22 protein-coding genes are annotated in these 23,523 nt (G+C 70.5%); 4 read left to right on the top strand and 18 right to left on the bottom strand.

Features of this window, described 5'->3' with window-relative positions; genetic code table 11:
* Positions 1-63 precede the first annotated feature (63 nt).
* The 10 genes from ACVJ1F_RS14760 to thyX all read right to left on the bottom strand — a co-directional run bounded on the left by ACVJ1F_RS14760 (position 64) and on the right by thyX (position 11,346).
* Positions 64-372: a helix-turn-helix domain-containing protein gene (locus tag ACVJ1F_RS14760; protein WP_043596680.1), complete on the bottom strand. Its 309-nt coding sequence runs from the start codon at positions 370-372 to the stop codon at positions 64-66.
* A gap of 149 nt (positions 373-521) precedes the next feature.
* Entirely contained in the window at positions 522-1,013 is a 492-nt protein-coding gene (locus ACVJ1F_RS14755) for a CinA family protein (RefSeq protein ID WP_056048098.1), read from the bottom strand.
* Positions 1,010-1,657: a CDP-diacylglycerol--glycerol-3-phosphate 3-phosphatidyltransferase gene (pgsA, locus tag ACVJ1F_RS14750; protein ID WP_277959578.1), complete on the bottom strand. Its 648-nt coding sequence runs from the start codon at positions 1,655-1,657 to the stop codon at positions 1,010-1,012. Before pgsA ends, ACVJ1F_RS14755 begins: the two co-directional genes overlap by 4 nt.
* Positions 1,658-1,660: 3 nt before the next feature.
* Positions 1,661-4,501, bottom strand: a complete 2,841-nt coding sequence (locus ACVJ1F_RS14745) for a DNA translocase FtsK (protein ID WP_456887134.1) — start codon at positions 4,499-4,501, stop codon at positions 1,661-1,663.
* Between the two features lie 54 nt (positions 4,502-4,555).
* Entirely contained in the window at positions 4,556-5,773 is a 1,218-nt protein-coding gene (locus ACVJ1F_RS14740) for an ABC transporter permease (RefSeq protein WP_456887132.1), read from the bottom strand.
* Positions 5,770-6,531 (bottom strand): ABC transporter ATP-binding protein, encoded by a 762-nt coding sequence (locus tag ACVJ1F_RS14735; protein ID WP_159826822.1) that lies wholly within the window; start codon positions 6,529-6,531, stop codon positions 5,770-5,772. Before ACVJ1F_RS14735 ends, ACVJ1F_RS14740 begins: the two co-directional genes overlap by 4 nt.
* A complete protein-coding gene (locus tag ACVJ1F_RS14730; RefSeq protein ID WP_456887130.1) occupies positions 6,531-7,553 on the bottom strand; it encodes a hypothetical protein in 1,023 nt (340 codons plus the stop codon). Before ACVJ1F_RS14730 ends, ACVJ1F_RS14735 begins: the two co-directional genes overlap by 1 nt.
* A gap of 191 nt (positions 7,554-7,744) precedes the next feature.
* On the bottom strand, positions 7,745-9,421 hold the full coding sequence (locus ACVJ1F_RS14725) for a ribonuclease J (RefSeq protein WP_043596674.1): 1,677 nt from the start codon (positions 9,419-9,421) through the stop codon (positions 7,745-7,747).
* An 83-nt stretch (positions 9,422-9,504) separates the two neighbouring features.
* Entirely contained in the window at positions 9,505-10,482 is a 978-nt protein-coding gene (gene dapA, locus ACVJ1F_RS14720; protein ID WP_173152341.1) for a 4-hydroxy-tetrahydrodipicolinate synthase, read from the bottom strand.
* Between the two features lie 96 nt (positions 10,483-10,578).
* Positions 10,579-11,346 (bottom strand): FAD-dependent thymidylate synthase, encoded by a 768-nt coding sequence (gene thyX / locus ACVJ1F_RS14715; protein WP_277960301.1) that lies wholly within the window; start codon positions 11,344-11,346, stop codon positions 10,579-10,581.
* A gap of 91 nt (positions 11,347-11,437) precedes the next feature.
* Here thyX and ACVJ1F_RS14710 point away from each other — a divergent pair, with 91 nt between their 5' ends.
* A complete protein-coding gene (locus ACVJ1F_RS14710; RefSeq protein WP_456887128.1) occupies positions 11,438-12,343 on the top strand; it encodes a TIGR01777 family oxidoreductase in 906 nt (301 codons plus the stop codon).
* Positions 12,344-12,370: 27 nt separating this feature from the next.
* Here the strand turns inward: ACVJ1F_RS14710 and ACVJ1F_RS14705 are convergent, their stop codons facing one another.
* Positions 12,371-12,790 (bottom strand): tetratricopeptide repeat protein, encoded by a 420-nt coding sequence (locus tag ACVJ1F_RS14705; RefSeq protein ID WP_456887147.1) that lies wholly within the window; start codon positions 12,788-12,790, stop codon positions 12,371-12,373.
* A 23-nt stretch (positions 12,791-12,813) separates the two neighbouring features.
* Positions 12,814-13,548, bottom strand: coding sequence for a 4-hydroxy-tetrahydrodipicolinate reductase (gene dapB / locus ACVJ1F_RS14700; RefSeq protein ID WP_456887126.1), 735 nt, complete (start codon positions 13,546-13,548; stop codon positions 12,814-12,816).
* Between the two features lie 63 nt (positions 13,549-13,611).
* Here dapB and ACVJ1F_RS14695 point away from each other — a divergent pair, with 63 nt between their 5' ends.
* Positions 13,612-14,133 (top strand): GNAT family N-acetyltransferase, encoded by a 522-nt coding sequence (locus ACVJ1F_RS14695; RefSeq protein WP_456887124.1) that lies wholly within the window; start codon positions 13,612-13,614, stop codon positions 14,131-14,133.
* 26 nt (positions 14,134-14,159) lie between these two features.
* Here ACVJ1F_RS14695 and ACVJ1F_RS14690 read toward each other — a convergent pair whose 3' ends face one another.
* Positions 14,160-14,762, bottom strand: a complete 603-nt coding sequence (locus tag ACVJ1F_RS14690) for a histidine phosphatase family protein (RefSeq protein ID WP_056049062.1) — start codon at positions 14,760-14,762, stop codon at positions 14,160-14,162.
* Between the two features lie 14 nt (positions 14,763-14,776).
* Positions 14,777-16,135: a M16 family metallopeptidase gene (locus ACVJ1F_RS14685; protein ID WP_456887145.1), complete on the bottom strand. Its 1,359-nt coding sequence runs from the start codon at positions 16,133-16,135 to the stop codon at positions 14,777-14,779.
* Positions 16,136-16,387: 252 nt separating this feature from the next.
* Here ACVJ1F_RS14685 and ACVJ1F_RS14680 point away from each other — a divergent pair, with 252 nt between their 5' ends.
* Positions 16,388-17,005, top strand: a complete 618-nt coding sequence (locus tag ACVJ1F_RS14680) for a TetR/AcrR family transcriptional regulator (RefSeq protein WP_056048127.1) — start codon at positions 16,388-16,390, stop codon at positions 17,003-17,005.
* A 131-nt stretch (positions 17,006-17,136) separates the two neighbouring features.
* Here the strand turns inward: ACVJ1F_RS14680 and ACVJ1F_RS14675 are convergent, their stop codons facing one another.
* On the bottom strand, positions 17,137-18,186 hold the full coding sequence (locus tag ACVJ1F_RS14675; RefSeq protein WP_456887122.1) for an aldo/keto reductase: 1,050 nt from the start codon (positions 18,184-18,186) through the stop codon (positions 17,137-17,139).
* A 249-nt stretch (positions 18,187-18,435) separates the two neighbouring features.
* Complete coding sequence (locus tag ACVJ1F_RS14670) at positions 18,436-20,709, bottom strand: polyribonucleotide nucleotidyltransferase (RefSeq protein WP_056048130.1); 2,274 nt, start codon at positions 20,707-20,709, stop codon at positions 18,436-18,438.
* A gap of 338 nt (positions 20,710-21,047) precedes the next feature.
* Between ACVJ1F_RS14670 and ACVJ1F_RS14665 the strand changes: the two genes are divergently transcribed.
* Positions 21,048-22,298, top strand: coding sequence for a coiled-coil domain-containing protein (locus ACVJ1F_RS14665; RefSeq protein ID WP_456887120.1), 1,251 nt, complete (start codon positions 21,048-21,050; stop codon positions 22,296-22,298).
* 123 nt (positions 22,299-22,421) lie between these two features.
* Here the strand turns inward: ACVJ1F_RS14665 and rpsO are convergent, their stop codons facing one another.
* On the bottom strand, positions 22,422-22,691 hold the full coding sequence (gene rpsO / locus ACVJ1F_RS14660) for a 30S ribosomal protein S15 (RefSeq protein ID WP_043596660.1): 270 nt from the start codon (positions 22,689-22,691) through the stop codon (positions 22,422-22,424).
* Between the two features lie 93 nt (positions 22,692-22,784).
* Positions 22,785-23,246, bottom strand: a complete 462-nt coding sequence (locus ACVJ1F_RS14655) for a VanZ family protein (protein WP_192122632.1) — start codon at positions 23,244-23,246, stop codon at positions 22,785-22,787.
* Between the last annotated feature and the right edge of the window lie 277 nt (positions 23,247-23,523).

Genomic DNA, 23,523 nt, shown 5'->3' with positions numbered 1-23,523 from the left:
GGGTACCCCGGACGACGAACGCCCCCGGCGGGAGCCGGGGGCGTTCGTGGCGACGAAGGACGGTCAGCGGACCGCGAGGTCGGAGTCGAACTCGGCGACGAGGTCGTCCGGAAGCGTGTCGGGGATCGGGTTCAGCCCCTCGATGACGGCCATGCGGTCACCGACCTCGCGCATGATGACCGAGATGGGCGTCTCGAGGGCGTCCGCGACGGACGCGAGGATCTCGGAACTCGCTTCTTTCTGACCCCGCTCGACCTCGCTGAGGTAACCGAGGGCGACGCTGGCCTTGCTCGCGACCTGACGGAGCGTGCGACCCTTCTGCAGACGGAAGTCGCGAAGGACGTCGCCGATTTCTTGACGTACCAGGACCATGGGACCCTCCTTCGGGGACGACCCATCTGCCGGGATGGTTGCAGATGGGGGACGGCGGGTGGTGCTCGGACCGACTGACCACGACTGTAGCCATCGGGGACTGTGCACCTGTTGTGAACTCGAGAGATGTAACGAGACCGAAACGCCGGCTATTCCCTCGTCTCGACCAGCCATCGATCGAGTGCTGCGAGGGATTCGGAGACGGTGGCGTTTCGGATGGCCTGCCGGTCGCCCGCGAGCGAGAGCTCGGCGACGCGGACGTCACCGGGCACCGCCAGACCGACGAAGACCGTTCCGGGTGCGTGACCGCCCTGGGGGTCGGGACCGGCGACGCCGGTGGTCGCGAGACCGATGTCGGCCGGGTGACCGCCTGCGGCCAACCGATCCCGAACCCCGACGGCCATGGACGCGGCGACGTCGGGATGCACGGGTCCGTGTCGCGCGAGCAGTCCTGGATCGACCCCGAGGAGCGTGTGCTTGAGCTCTGTCTGGTAAGCGACCACCCCGCCCAGGACGACGGCCGAGGCTCCGGGCACGGACACGAGTTCGGCGACCAGGGCACCGCCGGTGAGGGACTCGGCGACGGCGACCGTCAGCCCCCTGCTCGTCAACTCGGCCACGAGGTCGGCAGCCACGGTCATGCGGAGGTTCGTCCGTGCTTCATCGCCACGCGCAGGTAGTCCGCCCCGGAGACGAGGGTGGCGACCGTGGCCGCCGTCATGAGCACGCCGTTGACCCAGTGCATGCCTTCTCCGACGACGTTCCAGAGGGGGAAGAGCGCCAGCGTCACCGCGACGGCTTGCAGCACGGTCTTGACCTTGCCGCCGCGGGAGGCCGGGATCACCCGGTCACGCAAGACGGCGAAGCGGTAGACGGTGATGCCGACCTCGCGGACGAGGATGAGGGCGGTGACCCACCACGGCAGCTCACCGAGGATGGTGAGCGAGACGAGTGCGCCACCGATCAACACCTTGTCGGCGATCGGATCGACGATCTTGCCGAAGTCGGTCACGAGGTCGAGGCCACGGGCCAGCATGCCGTCGAGGCTGTCGGTGAGGATCGCGACGACGAACAGGGCAGCGGCCCAGACGCGGAGTGAGCCGTCGGCCCCGTCGTCGATCAGCAACCAGGCGATGAACAGCGGCGCCATGAGTATGCGCACGACGGTGATCACGTTCGCGATGTTGCCGGTGCTGGCGGGCCCGGGCCCTCTCGAGGCCACCCGCCCTCGGAACGAGAAGGCCGAGCGTGTTGCCGTCGGGCGGGAGGCGTCGTCGTGGCTCATGGTCTACTCCCTGCCGGTCAGGTGCCAGGCGTCTTCGCTGCCGGCGTCGTCGTCCTCGGCGTACCCACGGGTCATGGCCTCGACCGGATCGCCGTCGTAGTCACCGGCGTCGGCGCGCGCGGCGGAAGAGGACCCCGAGGAGGCGCGGCCGGCGCCGGCGTCGGAGGCCGCGTCGCCCCCGCGCAGCTTCGCGAGCACACCGGGGAGCTGCTCGGTGGTGACGAGCACGTCGCGAGCCTTCGACCCTTCGGACGGACCGACGATGTCTCGCGACTCCATGAGGTCCATCAGGCGGCCGGCCTTGGCGAACCCGACGCGCAGCTTGCGCTGGAGCATCGACGTCGAACCGAACTGCGTGCTGACCACGAGCTCGGCAGCCGCGAGGAGCAACTCGAGGTCGTCGCCGATGTCACCGTCGATCTCGCGCTTCTCGACCACCGCGGCGACGTCGGGGCGGTAGTCGGGTCGCGCCTGGCGGGTGACGTGGGCCACGACCTGGGCGATCTCGTTCTCTTGAACCCAGGCGCCCTGGACGCGCATGGCCTTGGAAGCACCCATGGGGAGGAACAGCCCGTCGCCCTGACCGATGAGCTTGTCGGCCCCGGGCTGGTCGAGGATCACCCGCGAGTCGGTGACGCTCGAGACGGCGAACGCGAAGCGCGAGGGGACGTTCGCCTTGATGAGTCCGGTCACGACGTCGACCGAGGGGCGCTGCGTCGCGAGAACGAGGTGGATTCCGGACGCACGGGCCAGCTGGGTGATGCGGACGATGCTGTCCTCGACGTCGCGCGGAGCCACCATCATGAGGTCGGCCAACTCGTCGACGACCACGAGGAGGTAGGGGTACGGCTTGAGCTTGCGCTGACTGCCGACGGGGAGGACGATCTCGCCACCGACGACGGCGCGGTTGAAGTCGTCGATGTGCCGGAAGCCGAAGCTGGCGAGGTCGTCGTACCTCATGTCCATCTCTTTGACGACCCATTGCAAGGCCTCGGCGGCCTTCTTGGGGTTCGTGATGATGGGCGTGATCAGGTGCGGCACGCCTGCGTAGATCGAGAGCTCGACCCGCTTGGGGTCGATCAGCACCATGCGGACGTCGGTCGGCTTGGCGCGCATCAGCAACGAGGTGATCATCGAGTTGATGAAGCTGGACTTACCCGACCCGGTGGCGCCGGCCACGAGCAGGTGCGGCATCTTGGCCAGGTTGGCCACGACGTAGCCGCCCTCGACGTCCTTGCCGACGCCGATCGTGAGCGGGTGGACGCTCTTGCTCGCCGCTGAGGACCGCAGGACGTCGCCGAGGGCGACGATCTCTTTGTCGGTGTTGGGGATCTCGACGCCGATCGCACTCTTGCCGGGGATCGGCGACAGGATGCGGACCTCGTTGGAGGCCACCGCGTAGGCGAGGTTCTTGGTCAGGGCGGTGACCCGCTCGACCTTGACGCCGGGACCGAGTTCGATCTCGTACCGCGTGACGGTCGGACCGCGCTTGAGGCCGGTCACCTTGGCGTCGACGTTGAACTGGTCGAGCACCTGGCTGATGGCGGCCACGATCGCGTCGTTCGCCTCGCTGCGGGCCTTCGCGGGCTCGCCGACCGACAGGCTCGAGGCAGCGGGGAGGCGATACGGGGCGCTCTCGGCACCGTCGTCGACCTCGTCGAGAGAGGGCGGTGCCGCCTCGTCGGGGTCGACCGCCAGGAAGTCGGCCGCTGCGTCGCTCTCGCCGACGGGCTCGGCCGGGACGACCGGGAGCACCGTGGTCGACGCGGTGGGCTGAACGGACGGGACGTCGACCCCCTGGGCACGGACGGCGTCCTCTGCCCGATCGAGGTCGCCGAGGAGGTCGGCGGAGAAGACGTCGGTCGGAGCCGTCGTCGGCGCGGCGGAGCCTGCCGCACCCGCCGCGGCGGCGCTGCCCGCGTCGTCCACGCTCGGCTCGAAGACGGGCTTCTTCCGTCGACGTCGTCCGGACGGCTCGGTGGCGGACGACTCGTCCGCCTTCACGAGTGGGGTGTCGTATGCGGGGTCCTCCTCGCGCTGGTCCTTGTTCCGCCGCCACCAGGGCAACGACTCGGACTCTGCCAGGTCGACGAGGTCGGGATCGGCGTCGGCCCCGTCCGCAGCCGAGGTCGTCTCGCCGAAGAGGTAGGAGTAGAGCTCGCCCAGACGGCGGTGGATGCGGTTCGGCGGCGTCTTGGTGATGATGAGCAGCGAGAACGCCAGCAAGATGACGACGAGAGGGACCGCGACCCACTCGGTGGCGAGAGCGACGAGCCAGGATGCCACGACCCAACCCAGCACGCCGCCACCGGTGGCGAGGGCCCGGAGCCCGGCGGCGGCCTCGGGTTGCCCTCCGAAGATGTGGCACAGAGCGCTGATCGAGACGATGGACAGGCCCAGTCCGATGCCGATGCGGGTGTTGTCGTGGACGGACGCCGGGTGCCGGAAGAGCCAGCCCGCGAAGAGGATCATGATGACCGGCAGGGCGTAGGCCACGCGCCCCACGAGCCCGCCGAACGTGTAGGCGTCGAAGCCGACCGCGAGGGGGCTGGTCGGGTTGAGCCACTCGACGACGGCCCCGGCGATCGCCAGCAGCACGAGCAGGAACGGCACGCCGTCTCGCCGCTCGTCCTTCGCCAGGGACTCTTTGCCCAGGAGCCGGAACGCGCCCCCGGTCAGGTGCGCGAGCCCCATCCACGCCGTCACGAACGGCCCTGGGCCGTCGGGGACCGGGTCGGGCTGAAGGGACGCGGGCAGCTTCTTGGTCGCCTTCGTGACGCCGGAGGTCTGCGACGCTCGCGACGACGAGCGAGCGCGCGCGGTCGACTTGGTGGGCGTGGCCATGGGCTCCAAGGTACCTCTCGGCACCGACAGCGGCCGGAGGTGCTCCGGTGTGTGTCAGTAGCGGATGGCGTCGATCACCTTGACGCGGATCGCCACGAGAGCAGGCAGGAGACCGGCCACCGCTCCGATCGCCGTGGCCGACGCCAGACCGATCAGGGCCGCCTCGACCGGGAACGGCGGGAGATCGCTGACGGCGCCCTGCGCGATGAAGCCCTGGACCGTCGGGTTCTCGACGACCAGGACGGCCACCATCACGCCGACGGCTCCCGCCACGACCGTGCCGACGACGCTCTCGAGCATGACCGAGAAGAAGACCCGAGGAGCCGTGGCCCCGAAGGACCGGCGCACGCCGATCTCGCGGATGCGCTGACGGACGGTCACGAGCGCGATGTTGACGAGGCCGAGACCGCCCAGCAACAACACCAGCACACCGACCCCGGTGATGATCAGCTTGATGGGACCGAAGGGGTCGGCGTCGCCGCCTGCGGCGTAGTCCTGTCGCGACACGTCGACCTGCACGTCGTCGCCGAGGCTGGCCGCCATGTCGGACGCCACCTGAGCGCTCAGGGCATCGCTGGTCTCGGGCGGCAGCCACATCTCGTACTGCGGGGTCTCGGCGCCGTAGCTCGCCAGCGCGAGGTCGTGGTCGGTGATCGGCAGAAGGTACATCTGCGGACCGTCGTACTCGGTCGCGGCCGAGACTCCGATGACGACGAGCGTCGCCGAGTCCGCCCCTCGGACCAGCAGGGTCGGATGCGACGACAACGTTGGGGAGCCGAGCTGCCGCCAGAGCACCTCGTTGACGATGACGGGCGGCGCGAGACGTGACGCGTCCCCGTCGGTGAACCACGACCCCTCCGTCATGACGACCCGGTGCATCTCGCCGTAGGGGACGTCGACCGTGACGGCCCCGACCTCGGTCACCCCGTCCGGCAGCTGGACGGCTCGATTGCCGTACACGACGCGGCTGGTCTGCTCGATCCCGTAGCGTGCCGTCGTCGTGGCGAAGGCGTCCGCGATCGCCTCGGTGCTCGGCGACGTGGCACCGTTGGAGTAGGCGTTGACGTAGTAGTTCGCGGGACGGCCACCGAACCGCTCCGCGTTCTCGCGGGAGGACTGCTCGGCGAGCCCGCCGAGGGCGACCACGCCGGTCAGGGCCGCGACGGCGAATGCGACCCCGATCAGGCTGAGCAGCACGCGGAGCTTGTTGACGCGCAGTTCGGCCCAGGCCTCGGCGAAAGCCCCCACCACGTCGGCCACCACACGCTTCACGCGTCGACCTCGTCACGCAGGGACGACGTCGACGCGGCAGACGACGACGTCGGCGTCGGTGTTCCGAGAGCTCCGTCGACCGACGCCGAGAGGACACCGGTGTCGAGCTGGTAGTGCCTCGAGGCCCGGGCGGCGACGGCGAGGTCGTGGGTGATGGTGACCAGGGCGGCCTCGTTCTCGGTCGCGATGCCGTCGAGCAGCGTCATCACCCCGGCGCCCGTCTCGACGTCGAGGGCACCGGTGGGTTCGTCGGCGAGGATGACGCGCGGCCGCCGCACGAGCGAGCGGGCGATCGCGACGCGCTGTTGTTCGCCACCCGACAGGCGATGGGGCATGGAGTCGGCCCGGTGACCGAGACCCACGCGCTCGAGCATCTCGCCCGCGATGGACCGGCGACGCCAGAACTCGGAACCCGACGAGTAGAGCAGGGGGGTCATGACGTTCTCGAGCGCCGAGCGCCCCTGGAGCAGGTTGAACTGCTGGAAGATGAACCCGACCTGGGCACCCCTCAGCCGGTCGCGCCGACCGCGCCGGATCGAGCGCACGTCGACGTCGTCGAACCAGTGCGTCCCCGTGGTGGGCTCGTCGATGAGCCCGAGGATGTTGAGCAGGGTGGACTTGCCCGACCCCGAACGACCCACGATGCTCACGTGCTCGCCGGCGTCGACCTCGAGGTCGACGCCCGTGAGGATGTCCAGCGTCCGGTCGTCGGAGAGGGGCACCGTCTTGGTGACCGCCTCGAGCCTGATCAGAGCCATCAGCCGCAGAGGTCCGCGCCCGTGGCCGGGTCGACGCAGTCGCCCTGTGGTGCGGCGGCGGCACCCGGGACGAACTCGAGCACCTGGTCGCCCTCGGCGAGGCCACCCGTGACCTCGACGATCGTGCCGTCGTTGATGCCGAGCGTGATGTCGCGCTCCTCGGTGGTACCGTCCGCTCCGACGACCGAGACGACGCCCTTGCCCGCCGCGCCCTCCACGGCCGTGAGGGGCACGGTCAGGACGTCGGTGGCGACACCGGCAGGGATGGTCAGCCTGGCGGCGAGTCCGCTGAACACGGTGACGTCGCCCGGAACGACGCAGGAGACGCTCTGGCCCGACGAGTCTCCCGTCGGCGCCCCGGCGTCCCCGCCGTCGTCCACCCCGGCGGACGAGGGGGTGCTCCCCCCGACGGTGAGCGCCGTGCACGGGAACGGCGCCGGTCCCCCGGTGATCGCGACGGAACCCTCGGTCGGGCGGCTGACGAGACGGTACAGCTGGTCCGCAGCGAGCGACCCCGTCACGTGGAAGGTGGGAGGCGCGACCTGCGCGACCGCGTCACCCACGACGACCGTCTGGTCCTTGATCACCGCGACGGCCGAGATCGTCCCGGCCACGGGTGCCGTGATGACGGCGGTCTTGACGATCGGCTTGCGCTCGGTCACGGTGCCGTCGGCGGCCACCAGGGGCTCCTGCGGCGTCTCGGACCGAAGCGTCGCGAGTCGGTCCCCCGCCGCGACCGCCTGTCCCTTGACGACGTCGACGCCGGTGACCGTGCCCGCCAGCGTCGCGGGCACGGGAGTCGCGGGGTCGGCGACGACGCTCGCGTCCACCACCACGTCGTTCGTGATGGTGCCGACGGCCACGGCGACCTGGGGTTCGACGAGCTCGCCGGTCGGCACGGCGACGGTGTCGTCGCCGACGGCCGGCGCCGCGAAGAACGCGAGCTTGACGAGTGCCGCCGCGATGGCGACGAAGATCAGGATGCGCAGGATCGGGAAGACCCAGACTTTGGCGATGCGCACGGCTACCCCCGGTCGATGTACTGACGTGTCAGACGTCACCGTATCGACGCGCGGGGTGTCGCCGCCTCACCCCCGAGGATGACTGCGGGCCCGCGATGCCCCCCTCGAGGACCATCAGAGTGCCGGCCTCGCGCCCGGGTACGACGACGGCCCACGGGGTCTCCCGTGGGCCGTCGTCGTGTGCCTGCGCGTCAGGCGCTGATGACCACCGGCACGATCATCGGACGACGACGGTGCTGCGTGTTCACCCAGCGACCGACCGTGCGCCGCACGACCTGGCTGAAGGCATGCGTGTCGCGCGTGCCGTTCTCCGCCGCCTCGGTGAGGGCCGCGATGATCTTGGGCTTGACGTCGTCGAACACCCGCTCGTCTTCTGCGAAGCCACGCGACTGGATCTCGGGTCCGACCACGACACGGCCCGTGGACGCGTCCATCGCGATGAACACCGAGATGAAGCCCTCTTCGCTCAGGATGCGGCGGTCCTTCAGATCGGCGTCGGTGATCTCACCGACGGTCGAGCCGTCGACGTAGACGTAACCGATGTCGAGCTGGCCGACGACCTCGGCGACTCCGTCGCGCAGGTCGACGACGATGCCGTCCTCGCCGAGGATGGTGTTCTTCTGCGGCACGCCGGTCCGGACCGCCAACGCCGCGTTCGCGTACAGGTGCCGGTGCTCGCCGTGGACGGGCATGACGTTCTTCGGCCGCAGGATGTTGTAGCAGTACAACAGCTCGCCGGCGGAGGCGTGCCCCGAGACGTGGACCTTGGCGTTGCCCTTGTGGACGACCTTGGCCCCGAGTTTGGTGAGGCCGTCGATGACGCGGTAGACCGCGTTCTCGTTGCCGGGGATCAGGCTCGACGCGAGGATGATCGTGTCGTCCGCGCCGATCTCGATCTGGTGTTCGAGGTTCGCCATGCGGGCGAGGACGGCCATCGGCTCACCCTGGGACCCGGTGCTCATGTAGACGATGCGGTCGTCGGGAAGGTCTTTGGCCTTCTTGGCGTCGATCAGGACGCCGTCCGGCACCTTGAGGTACCCCAGGTCGGCCGCGATGCCCATGTTGCGGACCATCGAGCGGCCCATGAAGGCCACGCGGCGGCCGTTGGCGTGAGCCGCGTCGAGCACCTGCTGGACGCGGTGCACGTGGCTGGAGAAGCTCGCGACGACCACGCGACGCGGAGCCCGGCGGATCACGTCGTCGAGCACGGGCCCGATGTCCCGCTCGAGCGCGGTGAACCCGGGCACATCGGCGTTCGTCGAGTCGGGCAGGAAGAGGTCCACGCCCTCTTCACCGAGGCGGGCGAATGCCCGGAGGTCGGTGATGCGGTCGTCGAGCGGCAGCTGGTCCATCTTGAAGTCGCCGGTGTGCAGCACGGTGCCGGCCGACGTGCGGATGGCGACGGCGAGAGCGTCCGGGATCGAGTGGTTGACCGCGATGAACTCGAGGTCGTACGGCCCGAGCGACTCGCGCCCACCCTCTTTGACGGCCAGGGTGTAAGGCGTGATGCGGTGCTCTTTGAGCTTCGCCTCGATCAGCGCGAGCGTCAGCTGCGAACCGATCAGCGGGATGTCCTTGCGGAGACGCAAGAGGTAGGGCACGGCACCGATGTGGTCCTCGTGGCCGTGCGTCAGCACGACGGCGAGGATGTCGTCGAGGCGGTCACGGATGGGCGAGAAGTCGGGCAGGATCAGGTCGACGCCGGGCTGGTGCTCTTCGGGGAAGAGCACTCCGCAGTCGACGATGAGCAGCTTGCCGTCGATCTCGTAGACCGTCATGTTGCGGCCGATCTCGCCGAGCCCGCCGACCGGGATCACGCGGAGCGTGCCCTTGGCGAGTTCTCGGGGGGCGTGGATTGTCGTGGGCATCTGTTCCTTCGGTTGGCGTGGGGCTCGTGCCCCTCTGTGCGGGAGGTCTGCGGCCGACGTCGTCGTCGGCGGGGATCAGGAGGTCAGCGCGTGGTGCCGTGCACCTTGGGCAGCGCACCGCCGGCCGCCGCGTTGCGGTCGGGCCGGAAGCGGCTGAGGTCGAGGCCGGGGATCGAGCCCACGTGCGACAGCTCGTCCTCGATCAGGGCGGCCTCGCTGTCTTCCGGGCCGACCAGGGGGAGGCGCACGCGGGGGCTCGAGATGCGCCCGAGGCCGTGCAGGATGTACTTCGCCGCGACGGTGCCCGGCACGTGCGTCATGACGGCGCGGACGAGCGGCTCGAGCATCTGGTGCGCCTCGGTCGCGGTGTGCAGGTCGCCGGCGTTCACGGCGTCGACGATGGTGCGGTACGGCGCCGCGGCGATGTTCGCGGTGACGCCGATGAGGCCCGACGCGCCGATGGCGAGGTGGGGCAGCACGTTGGCGTCGTCGCCCGAGAAGTAGAGGAGGTCGGTCTGGTTGAGGACGCGACTGACTTCGGCGAAGTCGCCCTTGGCGTCCTTCACGGCGACGATGTTCGGGTGCTTGGCGGCCCGGAGCAGGGTCTCGTACTTGATCGGGATGCCGGTGCGGCCCGGGATGTCGTACAGGATGACCGGCAGGTCGGTCGCGTCGGCGATCATGCGGAAGTGCGTGAGCACACCGGCCTGCGTGGGTTTGTTGTAATAAGGCGTGACGATCATGACGCCGTCGGCGCCGGCCTTCTCGCTGGCCTTGTAGAGCTGGATGGCGTGCGCCGTCTCGTTCGACCCGCCACCCGTGATGATCTTGGCCCGGCCTGCGGCGACCGACTTGCCCACCTCGACGAGTCGGAGCTTCTCGGGGTCGGTCAGCGTGCTGGTCTCGCCCGTCGTGCCCGTGACGACGATGCCGTCGGCCCCGGCGCTGATGCAGTCGTCGATGTGCTTCTCGACAGCAGGCCAATCGACCTCGCCGTCAGCGGTGAACGGCGTCACGAGGGCGACGAGGACCTGACCGAAGGGGTTGCTGATGTTCGACACGCCCTCCAGCGTACTGGCTCGCGTCGGGCCCGACCTCCTCGTGAGGCGTCCGACGCCCCGGTCAGGAGGCGCCGGTCGCGTCGGCGAGGACGGCCGTCAGGGGGCGACGCGCCCGTTCGCCCCGAACGCCGCGTAGGTGAGGGGCATGAGCTCGGCCCAGAGGTCTTCCATCTTCTCGGCGCACATCTCGATCTCGCGCTGCGGGAACGACGGGAAGTGGGTGCCCTCGCGCTTCGTCCGGAGGCTCAGGAAGTTCATCAGGGACCGTGCGTTCACGGTCACGTACATCGACGAGTAGATGTTCAACGGCAGCACGATCCGCGCGACCTCGCGGGCGATGCCGGCGTCGAGCATGCGCTGGTAGGCCTCGAACGCCTGCACCGACGCGGCGCGGGTGGCCTCGTCGACCAGCGCGGACTGCTCGGGTGTGCCGGGCAGGAAGTCGTAGGCGCCGGGCTTGCCGACCTGCTGCAGGTTGCGCGTGGGAGCGGGGACGTAGAAGACCGGGTTGAGCTCGCGGTAACGGCCGCTCTCTTCGTTGTAGCTGGCCATGCGGTGACGCATGAACTCGCGGAAGACGAAGATCGGCGCCTGCACGTAGAAGGTCATCGAGTTGTGCTCGAACGGCGAGCCGTGACGGTCGCGCATCAGGTAGTTGATCAGGCCGGCACCCTTGGTCGCCTGGGCCCCGTCGGCCGACGCCTGCGCGCCGTCGAGTGTGAGCTCGCCCATGGTGGAGACCCGGGCAGCGAAAAGCACGTCGGAGTCGTGGGCACTCGAGCGGACCAGCTCGACGGTGACGTCGGAACGGAACTCGGGGGTCTTGTCGGAGGGCACGGCGGGGGTGGCTTCGGTCTCGGGCACGGCGTCGACTCTACCTCGCAGGGCGCTCCCGACGGGAAGCGCCCGCGCCACCGGCGGACGCTCCCCCAGCGGGCCGGAATACGGTGTCCCCATGACCGACGCACTCACCGTCCTGATCTCCGGCGCCAGCGGCATGATCGGCACCGAACTCACCCGCCAGCTGCGCGAGGCAGGCCACCGTCCGCTCTCGCTGGTGCGTCGCGAACCCCGGGCCGACGACGAGTACACCTGGGTGCCCAGCGCCGGCATCGTCGACCACGACCTGATCGCCCGCGCGGACGCCGTCGTCAACCTGGCCGGCGCCTCCTTGGGTCGTCTGCCCTGGACGGCCGGGTACAAGCGCGAGATCCTCGAGTCACGTCTGGCCGCGACGTCGACGCTCGTCGACGGCATGGCGGCGGCGTCCACGGCGCCCTCGACGTTCCTCAGCGGCTCGGCCGTCGGCGTCTACGGCGATCGGCCCGGCGAACGACTCACCGAGTCGAGCGGCCGGGGTGAGGGGTTCCTGAGCGACGTCGTCGTCGCCTTGGAGGCCGCCGCCCGGAAGGCCCCCGAGGCCACGCGCGTCGTGATGCTGCGGACCGGCATCGTCATCGGCCCCGGAGGAGGCGCGCTCAAGCCCCTGCTGCCGCTCACCAAGCTGGGGCTCGGCTCGCGACTCGGCACCGGCGACCAGTTCTGGCCCTGGATCAGCCTGCACGACGAGGCCGCCGCGATCGTGCACCTCCTCACATCGTCCGTCTCGGGACCCGTGAACTTGGTCGGCCCCACGCCGGCGACGAGCGACCTCGTGACGCGCACCCTGGCGGCCGACCTGCACCGTCCCTACCTGCTGGGCGTTCCCGAGGCCGTCATCTCGACCGCCATGCAGGAGGCCGGGCGGGAGATGCTGCTGCCGAGCCAGCAGGTCGTGCCCGAGGTGCTCGAGCGCGACGGCTTCACCTTCAGGCACCGCACGGTCGAGGACGCGCTGACCGCGTTCGTCGACGCGCTCTGAGCACGCGCACGACTCGGGTGGGCGGGTTCAGCCGGCCGTCTCACGCCGGAGCTTGATGGCCCAGCGCAGGGCCTGACGAGCTCGTCGGCGGTCACCGCAGGCGTCGTAGGCCAGGCCCAGGCGGAACCACGCGCGCCAGTCGTCGGGTGCCGCCTCGACGGCCGTCTTGTAGGCGGGGAACGCCGCGTCGGCCGCCTCGCGCTCGTACCGACCGGAGGTACGCCGTGGCACGTCGTCGACCGGCAATCCGCCCTCGGCCGCGAGTTGCCCGACGATCTGCTGTGTGCGCAGACCGAAGCGCAGTTCGACCACCAAGGCGAACAATCCCAGGAGGGGGAGGACGAGCAGGGCGATGCCGAGCGCGATGGCGACCGGTTCGCCCGTCGACAGGAAGAGGACGGCCCGCTGACCGACCAGCACGACGTAGAGGAGCAGGAGCAGCGCCATCAGGAGCGCGGCCGCACGCCCCTTCACGATTCGAGGGGCAGGACGGCGTCGAGCCCCACGACGACCCCGGTCACGCCCGGGGTGGCCTCGATGGCGACGAGGAGCCCCTTCTCGTACGCGCGTTGCGAGAGCGTGTCGTGCGTGAGCGTGAGGGTCTCGCCGTCACCGCCGAAGACGACCTCCTGCCTCGCGACGACGCCGCGCAGGCGCATGCTGTGCACCGGCACACTCGCCACCTGCTGACCCCTGGCCCGTTGGTCCGCGTGCGGCGCCGACACCGGGCCGAGGTCCCGACGAGCCTCGGCGATGAGTTCCGCCGTGCGCACGGCCGTGCCCGACGGCGAGTCGACCTTGCCCTGATGGTGCGCCTCGACGATCTCGACGGATTCGTAGAAGCGCGCCGCGAGGGTGGCGAACCGCGTCGCGAGCACCGAACCGATCGAGAAGTTCGGCACCACCAGGACGCCGGGGCCGTCCGCGTCGGAGACGACCGTCGAGAGACGGGCCAGGCGTTCGGCGTTGTAGCCCGAGGTTCCGACGAGCACCGGGATGCCCGCGCGGACGACGTGCTCGACGATCCCCGGACTGACGGCGGGGTGCGTGACGTCGACGACCAGGTCGGCCCCGAGGACGTCGTCGAGATCGTCGCGGGACGAGAGACCGGCGTGGAACTCGAGCCCCGGGGTGCGCTCGACGAGGTCGACGATGAACGAACCGAGGGTGCCGGTGGCTCCCACCACTGCGATGCGCGAAGTCATGCCGTCCAACTTACCGGGGGCACCACGACGGCTCGGGCCGCGCCGCGACCTAGCATGGACGGCATGCCCAGGTTCCGCGAGACGAGCGTCTCCTCCCCCGATGCCGCCGCCCTCCTGACCGAGTACTTCACCGAGCGCGAGAGCACCTTCCCCTCGTCACAGGGCACGTACACGACGACCCTGCCCGACGCCACGGCCTTCGTGCCGCCGGGCGGCGTGTTCGTCGTCGTCGAGGCAGAACCGGCCGACGCGGGCCGGGCCTCCGAGCCGACCGCGTGCGGCGGCATCCGACTCATCGCCCCCTCGGCCTCGGGGGCCGTGCGGTACGAGGTCAAGCACCTCTACGTGCGTCCCGCGGGCCGGGGACTGGGTCTCGGTCGGGCCTTGCTGGACGAACTCGAACGTCGGGCGTCCGCATTCGGGGCCGACGAGATCGTGCTCGACACGAACGACAGCCTGGCGGCTGCCGGAGGGCTCTACCGCAGCGCGGGGTACGCGACGATCGAGCCCTACAACGCGAACCCGAACGCCACGACGTGGTACGGCAAGGCCGTCCGAGCAGAGGACCCGCGCGGGACCGCCTGAGGGGGTGCCACCGGCGGACGAAGACCTCAGAAGGGCTGTTCGACCGGAAGGCCGGTGCGCAGCTCGACGGGCAGGTGCCCGAGGTCGTTGTGCGTCACGAGCTCCGGCGGCTTCGCCGATCGCACCCGGATGATCGTCAACCCGGCGTTGGCCTGATTGACGCCCATCCACCGCCAGTCGGGTGCTCCGAACACCTCGCGGACGAACCACCCGATCACGAAGTTGTGGGTGATGAGGAGATCGTGGCGGTCCTCTCGGGCCGGGGTGAGCCACTCGGCGACCGCGTCGGACATCTGGGCCTGCCCGGCCTCGATCTGCTCGTCCGTGACCCCGCCGAAGAACGGCTTGTAGGACGACGGCATGTCGGCCGTCGGACCGGACGGCACGCAGTCGAAGAGGAGGGTCGACGGCTGTGACTCGAGGGCCGGCATGCGCTCGGTCATGATCGCGGCCGTCTCTTCGGCGCGCTCGAGCGGGGAGTGCCACGCTGCGTCGAAGGGGACTCCCCCGAGGCGCTCGGCGAGGAGGCGCACCTGGCGTTTGCCCCGTTCGCTCAGTGGACCGTCGGGCAGTCCGTGCTCGGCGTCCTGCTGTTCGCCGTGCCGGACGAGGTAGAGGTAATGGGACACCGTCGTCTCCTGGTTCATCGAGGGGTCGCTCCCGACGTCGTCGTCGGGATCGGGAAGGACGTCTCGTCGACCTCGCCCACCAGCACGGTCGACAAGGGGCCGGAGAGGAGACGGTCCGCCAACGTCCGGACGTCGTCGGACGTCACGGCCTCGACCCGGGCGAGGGACGTGTCGAGGTCGACGAACTCACCCGTCGAGATCTCGGCCCGACCGAGGCGGTTCATCCGGGTGTCGCTGTCCTCGAGGGCGAGGGCCGCCGCCCCTCCGAGTTGGCCGAGGGCTCGTCGGCGCTCGTCGTCGGTGATGCCGTCGGTGGCGAGGCCTTCGAGCTCGCCGAGCATGAGCCGGGCGACCTCTCCGGCATTGGCGGGCGTGCACCCGGCATAGAGCCCGAAGAGACCGGCGTCGGAGTAGCTCGGGGCGAACGAGTAGACCGAGTAGGCGAGTCCACGGCGCTCACGGATCTCTTGGAACAGTCGAGACGACATGCCCCCGCCGAGCACCGAGTTCAGCACGGCCAGGGCGGGTCGACGGTCGTCCCCGACGGAGATGCCCGGCAGCCCCAGCAGGACGGTGGCCTGCTCGAGGGGACGCCGGATCACCTGGAGCGGTTCACCCGCGACGAGCCCGACGGGCGCGTCGTCGCGACGGGGCACGGGCGACGCCGCCTCGGTGGGCCACCCGGCCCGGTCGAGCGCCGCCGTCAACCGTTCGAGTGCTCTGTCGTGGTCGACCGCCCCGGCGATGGACACGACGAGATCCTGCGGACGGTAGTTCGCTCGGTAGTGCCGGTCCACGTCGTCGCGGGCCGCACCACGGATGCTCTCGGGCGAACCCCCGATCGGACGACCGAGCGGGTGGTCGCCGAAGACCGACTCGAAGAGCCGCTCACCGGCCATGTCGGCGGGATCGTCCTCCGCCATGGCGAGTTCTTCGAGGATCACCCCTCGTTCGGTCTCGAATTCGGCCGGGTCGAGGGTCGACGAGGTCACCATGTCGGTGAGCACGTCGATCGCGTCGTCGAGGTCGACGTCGCGCACCCGGGCGTAGTAGCAGGTGTACTCCTTGGCCGTCGCGGCGTTGTGCTCGCCACCCACCGACTCGAACGACACCGCGATGTCGAGGGCGGAACGGGTCGGGGTGCCCTTGAAGAGGAGGTGCTCGAGGAAGTGGGTCGACCCCCGTTCGGCGTCCGACTCGTCACGGGACCCGACCGCGACCCAGAGGCCGATGGTCGTGCTGCGCGCCCCGGGCATGCGCTCGCTGAGCACCCGGACGCCCGAGGGCAGCACGGTGCGCCTCACCAGCGCGTCGCCCGTGGCGCGGAAGGAGATCTCGACCTCGTCGAGCGGGAAGGAGACAGGGCCGTTCATCATGTCGAGCCTAGGCGACCTCCCCTGCGGTAGTCCGTGAGCCCCACGGGACGGCTGGCACCCGAACTGGGGGACGATTCTGAGGACAAACAGACAACTCTGTTTGTCCTCATCGGTGTTAGAGTCAGACCACCGACGACGACCCCATCCCCCCTGATGGTCGTCGTCGGCGGCTGGTCGGACGTCGTCAGAAGGTCCGGAGCGCGCGTCCCCCACGCGGCTTCTAGCCGAGACGTCCCAAGGAGCCACGCTGTGACGGTCGATTCCCCCCAACCGGCCGTCCAGCGTCTCCCTGGCCGCCCTCGCGCCGACTCCCCCGTCCCCGGTGCCCGATCCCGCGTCCTGACGACCGCCGACCGCCTGTTCTACGACGAAGGCGTCCGCGTCGTCGGCGTCGACCGCCTCATCGCCGAGTCGTCGGTGACCAAGGCGACGTTCTACAAGCACTTCGGCGCGAAGGACACCCTCGTGCTCGAGTACCTCGCCGGTCGCCACGACCTCGAGGCGGCCGAGCTGTCCGCCCTGGTCGAGGCCCACGACGGGGGCCGCGCGACCCTCGAGGCGTACCTCGAGGCAGTCGGCGCCCGACTCCAGACCGTGTCGTTCCGAGGCTCGGCCTTCGCCAACGCGGCGTCCGAGTTCAGCGATCCGACCCACCCCGTCCGTCTCGCCATCGCCGAGCACCGCGAGTGGCTGACGGCCGAGATGGTCTCCCTCTTCAAGGTCGCGGGCCACCCCCTGCCGGGCGACGCGGCGGACGATCTCGTCCTCGCCCTCGACGGCGCCCAGGTGGGCGCCTACGCCGGCGACGCCATCGCCGCGGCGGCCTCCCTGCGCCGCACGGCGGAGCGGCTCCTCGTCGCCGCCTAGGTCACCGGCCGAGGACGCAGCACGTCGACGTCACCATGGGCGCCGTCCCCGCAACGCGTCACCGTGGTGCCGTCCCCGCGGACGTCGGCGTCGGGTGCCCCCAGGTACGGGCCGACCACGTTGCCTGGGGATCAGGCCGAGGCGCGGTCGAGGTCGAGGACCTGGTTGCGTGTGAGCTGCACCCGCGCGGCCTGGGCGAGTTCGTAGACCTGCTTGGCGTTCGTCGCACTGGCCACCGGTGCCACGACGTTCGGCTTGGCGAGCAACCAGGCCAGCGCGATCGCAGCACTCGAGACCTCGTGGACGGACGCGATGCGGTCCAGCTCGTGCACGACCTTGAGGCCCCTCTTGGACAAGTACTTCGCGAGCGCCCGGCGACGGGGGCTGTGGGCGAAGTCGGAGCGCGAACGGTACTTGCCCGTGAGGAACCCACTGGCGAGGGCGAAGCGCGGCATGACGGCGAGTCGCTGCTGCGCGGCGACGTGCGCCAGGCCCTTCTCGTACTCGGACCGGTCGAGGAGGTTGTACTGGTTCTGCAGGGCCACCATCGGGGCGATTCCGAGCATCCCCGCCGCGATGCGGGCCTCGTAGAGGCGGTTGCCCGAGTGGTGGGAACCGCCGAACCATCGGACCTTGCCCACCCGGATGAGGTGGTCGACGGCCAGCAGGGTGCGCTCGAACGCCACCTCGGTGTCGTCCACGTGCAAGTAGAGCAGGTCGATGTGGTCGGTTCCGAGCCGCTCGAGGGACGCGTCGACGGCCCGCTCGATCGAGCGGGGGGTCAGACCGGGGTTGTCGGCGCTCTTGCCCACCTTGGTGGACACGACCATGTCGTCGCGTGATCGACGGGAGCGCATCCACGATCCGATCATGATCTCGCTGCGACCCCCGGCGTAGGAATCGGCCGTGTCGACGAAGTTGCCGCCGAGATCGAAGTAGGCATCGAGCACGGAGGTCGTCTCGGCCTGGTCGGCCGTCCACCCGAACACGTTGCCGCCGAGGGCCAGGGGGAAGACCTTGAGGTCGGAGAGGCCCAGACGGCGGCGCGGCTGGATGATGCCGAGATCGACGGGAACGGTGGGCTGGGCGGCGGAAGCCCGGGCGGCGGCGGCCGCGATGGCGGCCGCGGCGGCGAAGTCGGACGTGGCAGAACGGGCGAGCTCGGCCGTCGTCTCGGTCACGCCGTTCCTTCCTCGTCGCGAACTCCCGATGCGACTCTGTGCGATCGCATGGGGTATGGTTCGCCCTCCACGATCAAGAATACGGCCACGCGCCCGGTTTCCGCCGCCGCCGCACCCAATCGTTACGCCGTGTCGCCGCCCCGATCCGGGGGACGCGCCTCCTGCTCCGGCAGCGACCAGGGAGCCCCGCCGGGACGGCGAAGGGCCCGCCCCGACCGAGGTCGGGGCGGGCCCTTCGTGGTGCGGTGACTACGCGTCGACGGACTCGTCGGTCGACTGCTCGGTCGCTCCGCTCGAGTCGGTGTCGGCTTCTTCCGCCACGACCGGGGCGAGCGAGAGCTTGCCGCGGTCGTCGATCTTCGTGATCTCGACGAGGATCTTCTGGCCGACGCCGAGGACGTCCTCGACGTTCTCGACGCGCTTGCCGCCGGCGAGCTTGCGGACCTCGCTGATGTGCAGCAGGCCGTCCTTGCCGGGGAGGAGCGAGACGAACGCACCGAAGGACGCGATCTTGACGACCGTGCCGAGGAACTGCTCGCCGATCTCGGGGTTGGTCGGGTTGGCGATCGCGTTGACCTGGGCGCGGGCGGCCTCGGCCGAGGGACCGTCGACGGCACCGATGTAGACGGTTCCGTCTTCTTCGATGCTGATGTCGGCGCCGGTCTCGTCCTGGATGGCGTTGATCGTCTTGCCCTTGGGGCCGATCAGCTCGCCGATCTTGTCCTGCGGGATCTGGACCGAGATCACGCGGGGCGCGGTCGGGGCCATCTCGTCGGGGGCGTCGATCGCCGAGTTGAGCACGCCGAGGATGGCGGTGCGCGCCTCCTTCGCCTGCTTGAGGGCGGCGTCGAGCACGGCCGTCGGCAGACCGTCGAGCTTGGTGTCGAGCTGGATCGCCGTGACGAACTCGCTCGTGCCGGCGACCTTGAAGTCCATGTCGCCCAGAGCGTCTTCGGCACCGAGGATGTCGGTCAGGGCCGCGTAGCGGGTCTGACCGTCGACGGTGTCGGAGACGAGGCCCATGGCGATGCCGGCGACCGGGGCCTTGAGGGGCACACCGGCGTTGAGCAGCGACAGGGTCGACGCGCAGACCGAACCCATCGACGTCGAACCGTTGGAGCCGAGGGCCTCGGACACCTGCCGGATCGCGTAGGGGAACTCTTCGCGGCTGGGCAGCACCGGCACGAGGGCGCGCTCGGCGAGGAAGCCGTGCCCGATCTCGCGACGCTTCGGCGACCCGACGCGGCCGGTCTCACCGGTCGAGTAGGGCGGGAAGTTGTAGTGGTGCAGGTAGCGCTTCTTGGTGACCGGGCTCAGCGAGTCGATCTGCTGCTCCATCTTGAGCATGTTCAGCGTGGTGACGCCCATGATCTGGGTCTCGCCGCGCTGGAAGATGGCGGAGCCGTGGACGCGCGGGATGACCTGCACCTCGGCGTCGAGCGGACGGATGTCGGCGAGGCCGCGGCCGTCCATGCGGATCTGCTCGGTGAGGATGCGGTCGCGGACGACCTTCTTCGTGGCCGACTTGTAGGCGGCACCGACCTGGCCGAGGGCCGTGTCGGGCAGCTCGCCCGCGTCGACCTTGGCGGCGATCGCGTCCTTGACACGCGACTTGAGGGCGTCGTCGGCGTCCTGGCGCTCGATCTTGCCGGCGATCTTGTAGACCTCGGCGAGCTCGGTGCCGGCGGCGGCCGTGACGGCCTCGAGCACCTCGTCGGTGTAGGGGAGGAACACCGGGTAGTCGGCGATCTCCTTCGCGGCCTGGGCGGCCATCGTCGCCTGGGCGTCGACGAGCTGCTTGAGGAAGGGCTTGGCGGCCTCGAGGCCCTGGGCCACGATCGCCTCGTCGGGCTTCGTGGCGCCGCCCTGGATGAGACCCCAGGCGTGCTCGGTGGCCTCGGCCTCGACCATCATGATCGCGACGTCCTCGTTGCCGGCGGCGTCGGTGACGACACGGCCCGCGACGGTCAGGTCGAAGACGGCGTCCGCGAGCTGGCTGGCCTTGGGGAAGGCGACCCACTGGTCACCGATCAGGGCGAGACGCACACCGGCGATGGGGCCGGAGAACGGCAGACCCGAGATCTGGGTGGAGGCGCTGGCCGCGTTGATCGCGAGGGCGTCGTAGAACTCGTCGGGAGCGATGCTCAGCACCGTGATGACGACCTGGACCTCGTTGCGCAGACCCTCGACGAACGAGGGACGCAGCGGCCGGTCGATGAGGCGGCAGACCAGGATGGCCTCGGTCGAGGGGCGACCCTCGCGGCGGAAGAACGAGCCGGGGATCTTGCCCGCGGCGTACGAACGCTCTTCGACGTCGATGGTGAGCGGGAAGAAGTCGAAGTTGTCCTTCGGCTTCTTGCTGGCGCTCGTGGCCGACAGGAGCATGGTGTCTTCGTCGAGGTAGGCAGCGACGGCTCCCTGAGCCTGCTGGGCGAGACGACCGGTCTCGAATCGGATGGTGCGCTTGCCGAACTTGCCGTTGTCGAGGACGGCTTCGCCGAACTTGATCTCTGGACCCTCCATGTGGGGGCTACTCCTCTTTGTTTTGCATCGAGGCCCCGTGTGGGCATCGATGTGTACCGGAGCGGGCGGCGTGGACGGCATGGCGACATGCACGTGCAACAACGCGACGGAGGCGGTGGCACGTCTGGCCAACAGTAGAAACGGTCGGACCCCGCACCCGACCCGGACGCTCGGCGTCGGTCGGGGCATTCCGCCTGTCACCACCGGTGACCAGCAGCCGTACCGGCCTGCTCCGAGCGCGATCCTAGCACTCGGACCCGTCCGGCCGGGGTCCGCGACGCGGGTGTCGCCCGGACGGGGAGGCGCGGTGCCGGGGGGACGGCGTTAGGGTCGTCTCCATGCGTGCTCACGACAGGTCCGGCCGGGATCGTCGCGCGAGCCGCCTCGCGGTGGCGACCGGCGCCTCCTTGGCTCTCGTGTTGACGACGCTCGTGGCGCCCTCCGCCGCGTCCGCCGCGGGCTACCCGACCTGGGCCCAGGTCGAGGCCGCGAAGGGGAACGCCGCGGCGACCCAGGCGCAGGTCGACCTGATCGACGCGTCGCTCGACAGCCTCGAGAAGGCCGCGTCCGACCGCAGCGACGAGGCGGTCCTCGCCGACCAGGCCGACGCGGCGGCGCAGTCCGACCTCGCGGCGGCGTCGCAGCGAGCGGACGAGCTCTCGGCCGACGCCGAGCGTGCGCGGGCCACCGCCGACACGGCGGAGCGGGAGGCCGGCCAGCTCGCCGGCAGCCTGTTCCGCACCGGCGGCACGCAGACCCTGGGCACCGACCTCTTCACGTCGCCCGACCCCGGGGCCGCGCTGTACCAGTTGGGCTCGCTCACGCAGCTCGGCGACCGGTGGCAGACGGTGCTCGCCGACGCCACGACCGCGAGCAACACGGTGTCGTCCCTCAGCGAGCAGGCGACGACCGCGGCCGACCGGCGCGACTCGCTCGCGCGTGATGCCCGGGCCACGGCCGACCAGGCCGCCGCGGCGCAGGCGACCGCGGACGCCGAGGTGGCCAGCGCCACCCAGAGGTCGTCCGACCTCTACGCCCAGCTCGCCGCCCTGAAGGACTCGACGGCGGAGCTCGAACAGCAGTACCGGGCCGGGGTCGCCGCGCAGCAGGCGTACGCGGCGCAGGAGGCCGCGGCGAAGGCCCAGGCCGCCGCCGCCGCGAGGGCGCCGTCACGTGGCGGATCGTCCGGAGGTGGCGGATCGTCCGGGGGTGGTGGATCGTCCGGGGGCGGGGCGACCGTCCCCGGCACGGGACGTCCCGGCGGAGCGACGCCTCCCCCGACCGGAGCGGTGAACGACCCGGCGGGCGCCAAGGCCTACGCGGCCACGAAGGTCGGGTCCGGGGCCGAGTACACCTGCCTCGTCCAGCTCTGGAACAAAGAATCGGGCTGGCGCACCAACGCGACCAACCCGTCGGGCGGTGCCTACGGCATCCCCCAGGCCCTGCCCGGCAACAAGATGGCCTCGAGTGGACTGGACTGGCAGACGAACTACCGCACCCAGGTGGATTGGGGCATCGGGTACATCCAGGGCCGCTACGGCACGATGTGCGCCGCGTGGGCGCACTCGGTCGCGAACAACTGGTACTGAGTGCCGCACCTGCCCTCGGGCACGGGCACCGCCCCTCCCCCGGAACGAGAGAACGGCCCCCTCGGCGTGCAGCCGGAGCTGGGTGCCGAGGGGGCCGTCGTCGAGACGTCCGGAGCGCGAGGACTAGCGGCGCAGGCCGAGACGACCGATGAGCGTGCGGTAGCGCTCGATGTCGACCTTGGACAGGTAGCCCAGGAGGCGACGGCGCTGGCCGACGAGCAGCAACAGGCCACGACGCGAGTGGTGGTCGTGCTTGTGCTCTTTGAGGTGCTCGGTCAGGTCGAGGATGCGCTGCGTCATCACGGCGACCTGGACCTCGGGGGATCCGGTGTCGCCGGGGTGGGTCGCGTATTCTTCGATGATCCGGGTCTTGACGTCAGGTGCGAGTGCCATGGAGGGATCCCCTTTCAGTTCGTTGCGCGGTGCTCGTCACCGGATGTGCGAGCTCTCTTTCTCCGCGGCCGTTCAGACGGCAACCTGAGGAGCCTACCAGACGGGCGCCGCCGACCCTTGTCGCGATCGGCCCCGTCCCCGACCCCGACGCCGCCGAGGCAGGACGAGTCCGACGAACGCCGCGCCGATCGCGGCCCCGAGGGTGTTCATGACGAGGTCCTGCGGGTCGGAGAAGCGCGTGGCCGACAGGTACGTCGCCTGGAAGGTCTCGATGCCCACCGTCGCGGCGAACCCGACCACGATGCCGACCCACCAGAAGCGCTTCGGCAGCAGGAGCGCCGGGAACATGCCCATCGGGACGAACATCGCCACGTTCGCCGCGGCCTCGACCCGGGCGAAGGTGATCCACGAGGTCTCGTCGTGCCGGGCGAAGACGTCGAGCGCCCGCCAGAGCAACGCTCCGGTGTCCGCGTCGTAGACGCTCGGTCGCAGGGTCATCCAGGCGACCCCGGCGAGGTAGACGAGGGTGAGCAGGAGGAGGACGGCGCGACGCATCCGTCCATGGTGCGGCACCGGTCGGTGGGAGGACGCCCGGAACGGCCGAAGATCAGCCTGGAGGACGACCCGCCCCGGGGGCGACCGCGGCAGGGCCGAGGAGGGGGGGGGGGGGGGCCCCCGGGCCCGGGGGGGGGGGGGGGGGGGGGGGGGGGTGGGGGGGGGGGGTGGGGGGGGGGGGGGGGGGGGGGGGGGGGGGGGGTGGGGGGGGGGGGGGGTGGGGGGGGGGGGGGGGGCCGGCGGGTTTCTTGGGGGGGCCCCCCGCGCCGGTCAGGAG

This window comes from Frigoribacterium sp. 2355 (genome assembly GCF_054060695.1).
This window is presented reverse-complemented; position numbering and strand designations above follow the sequence as displayed.

What these genes read in the sequence shown, in the direction of transcription:
- pgsA (WP_277959578.1), bottom strand. Translation starts at nt 1,657, where the DNA reads ATGAGCCACGACGACGCCTCCCGCCCGACGGCAACACGCTCGGCCTTC.
- ACVJ1F_RS14685 (WP_456887145.1), bottom strand. Translation starts at nt 16,135, where the DNA reads ATGAACGGCCCTGTCTCCTTCCCGCTCGACGAGGTCGAGATCTCCTTC.
- ACVJ1F_RS14725 (WP_043596674.1), bottom strand. Translation starts at nt 9,421, where the DNA reads ATGCCCACGACAATCCACGCCCCCCGAGAACTCGCCAAGGGCACGCTC.
- ACVJ1F_RS14670 (WP_056048130.1), bottom strand. Translation starts at nt 20,709, where the DNA reads ATGGAGGGTCCAGAGATCAAGTTCGGCGAAGCCGTCCTCGACAACGGC.
- ACVJ1F_RS14665 (WP_456887120.1), top strand. Translation starts at nt 21,048, where the DNA reads ATGCGTGCTCACGACAGGTCCGGCCGGGATCGTCGCGCGAGCCGCCTC.
- rpsO (WP_043596660.1), bottom strand. Translation starts at nt 22,691, where the DNA reads ATGGCACTCGCACCTGACGTCAAGACCCGGATCATCGAAGAATACGCG.
- ACVJ1F_RS14760 (WP_043596680.1), bottom strand. Translation starts at nt 372, where the DNA reads ATGGTCCTGGTACGTCAAGAAATCGGCGACGTCCTTCGCGACTTCCGT.
- ACVJ1F_RS14755 (WP_056048098.1), bottom strand. Translation starts at nt 1,013, where the DNA reads ATGACCGTGGCTGCCGACCTCGTGGCCGAGTTGACGAGCAGGGGGCTG.
- ACVJ1F_RS14710 (WP_456887128.1), top strand. Translation starts at nt 11,438, where the DNA reads ATGACCGACGCACTCACCGTCCTGATCTCCGGCGCCAGCGGCATGATC.
- ACVJ1F_RS14745 (WP_456887134.1), bottom strand. Translation starts at nt 4,501, where the DNA reads ATGGCCACGCCCACCAAGTCGACCGCGCGCGCTCGCTCGTCGTCGCGA.
- dapB (WP_456887126.1), bottom strand. Translation starts at nt 13,548, where the DNA reads ATGACTTCGCGCATCGCAGTGGTGGGAGCCACCGGCACCCTCGGTTCG.
- ACVJ1F_RS14655 (WP_192122632.1), bottom strand. Translation starts at nt 23,246, where the DNA reads ATGCGTCGCGCCGTCCTCCTCCTGCTCACCCTCGTCTACCTCGCCGGG.
- ACVJ1F_RS14735 (WP_159826822.1), bottom strand. Translation starts at nt 6,531, where the DNA reads ATGGCTCTGATCAGGCTCGAGGCGGTCACCAAGACGGTGCCCCTCTCC.
- ACVJ1F_RS14695 (WP_456887124.1), top strand. Translation starts at nt 13,612, where the DNA reads ATGCCCAGGTTCCGCGAGACGAGCGTCTCCTCCCCCGATGCCGCCGCC.
- ACVJ1F_RS14705 (WP_456887147.1), bottom strand. Translation starts at nt 12,790, where the DNA reads ATGGCGCTGCTCCTGCTCCTCTACGTCGTGCTGGTCGGTCAGCGGGCC.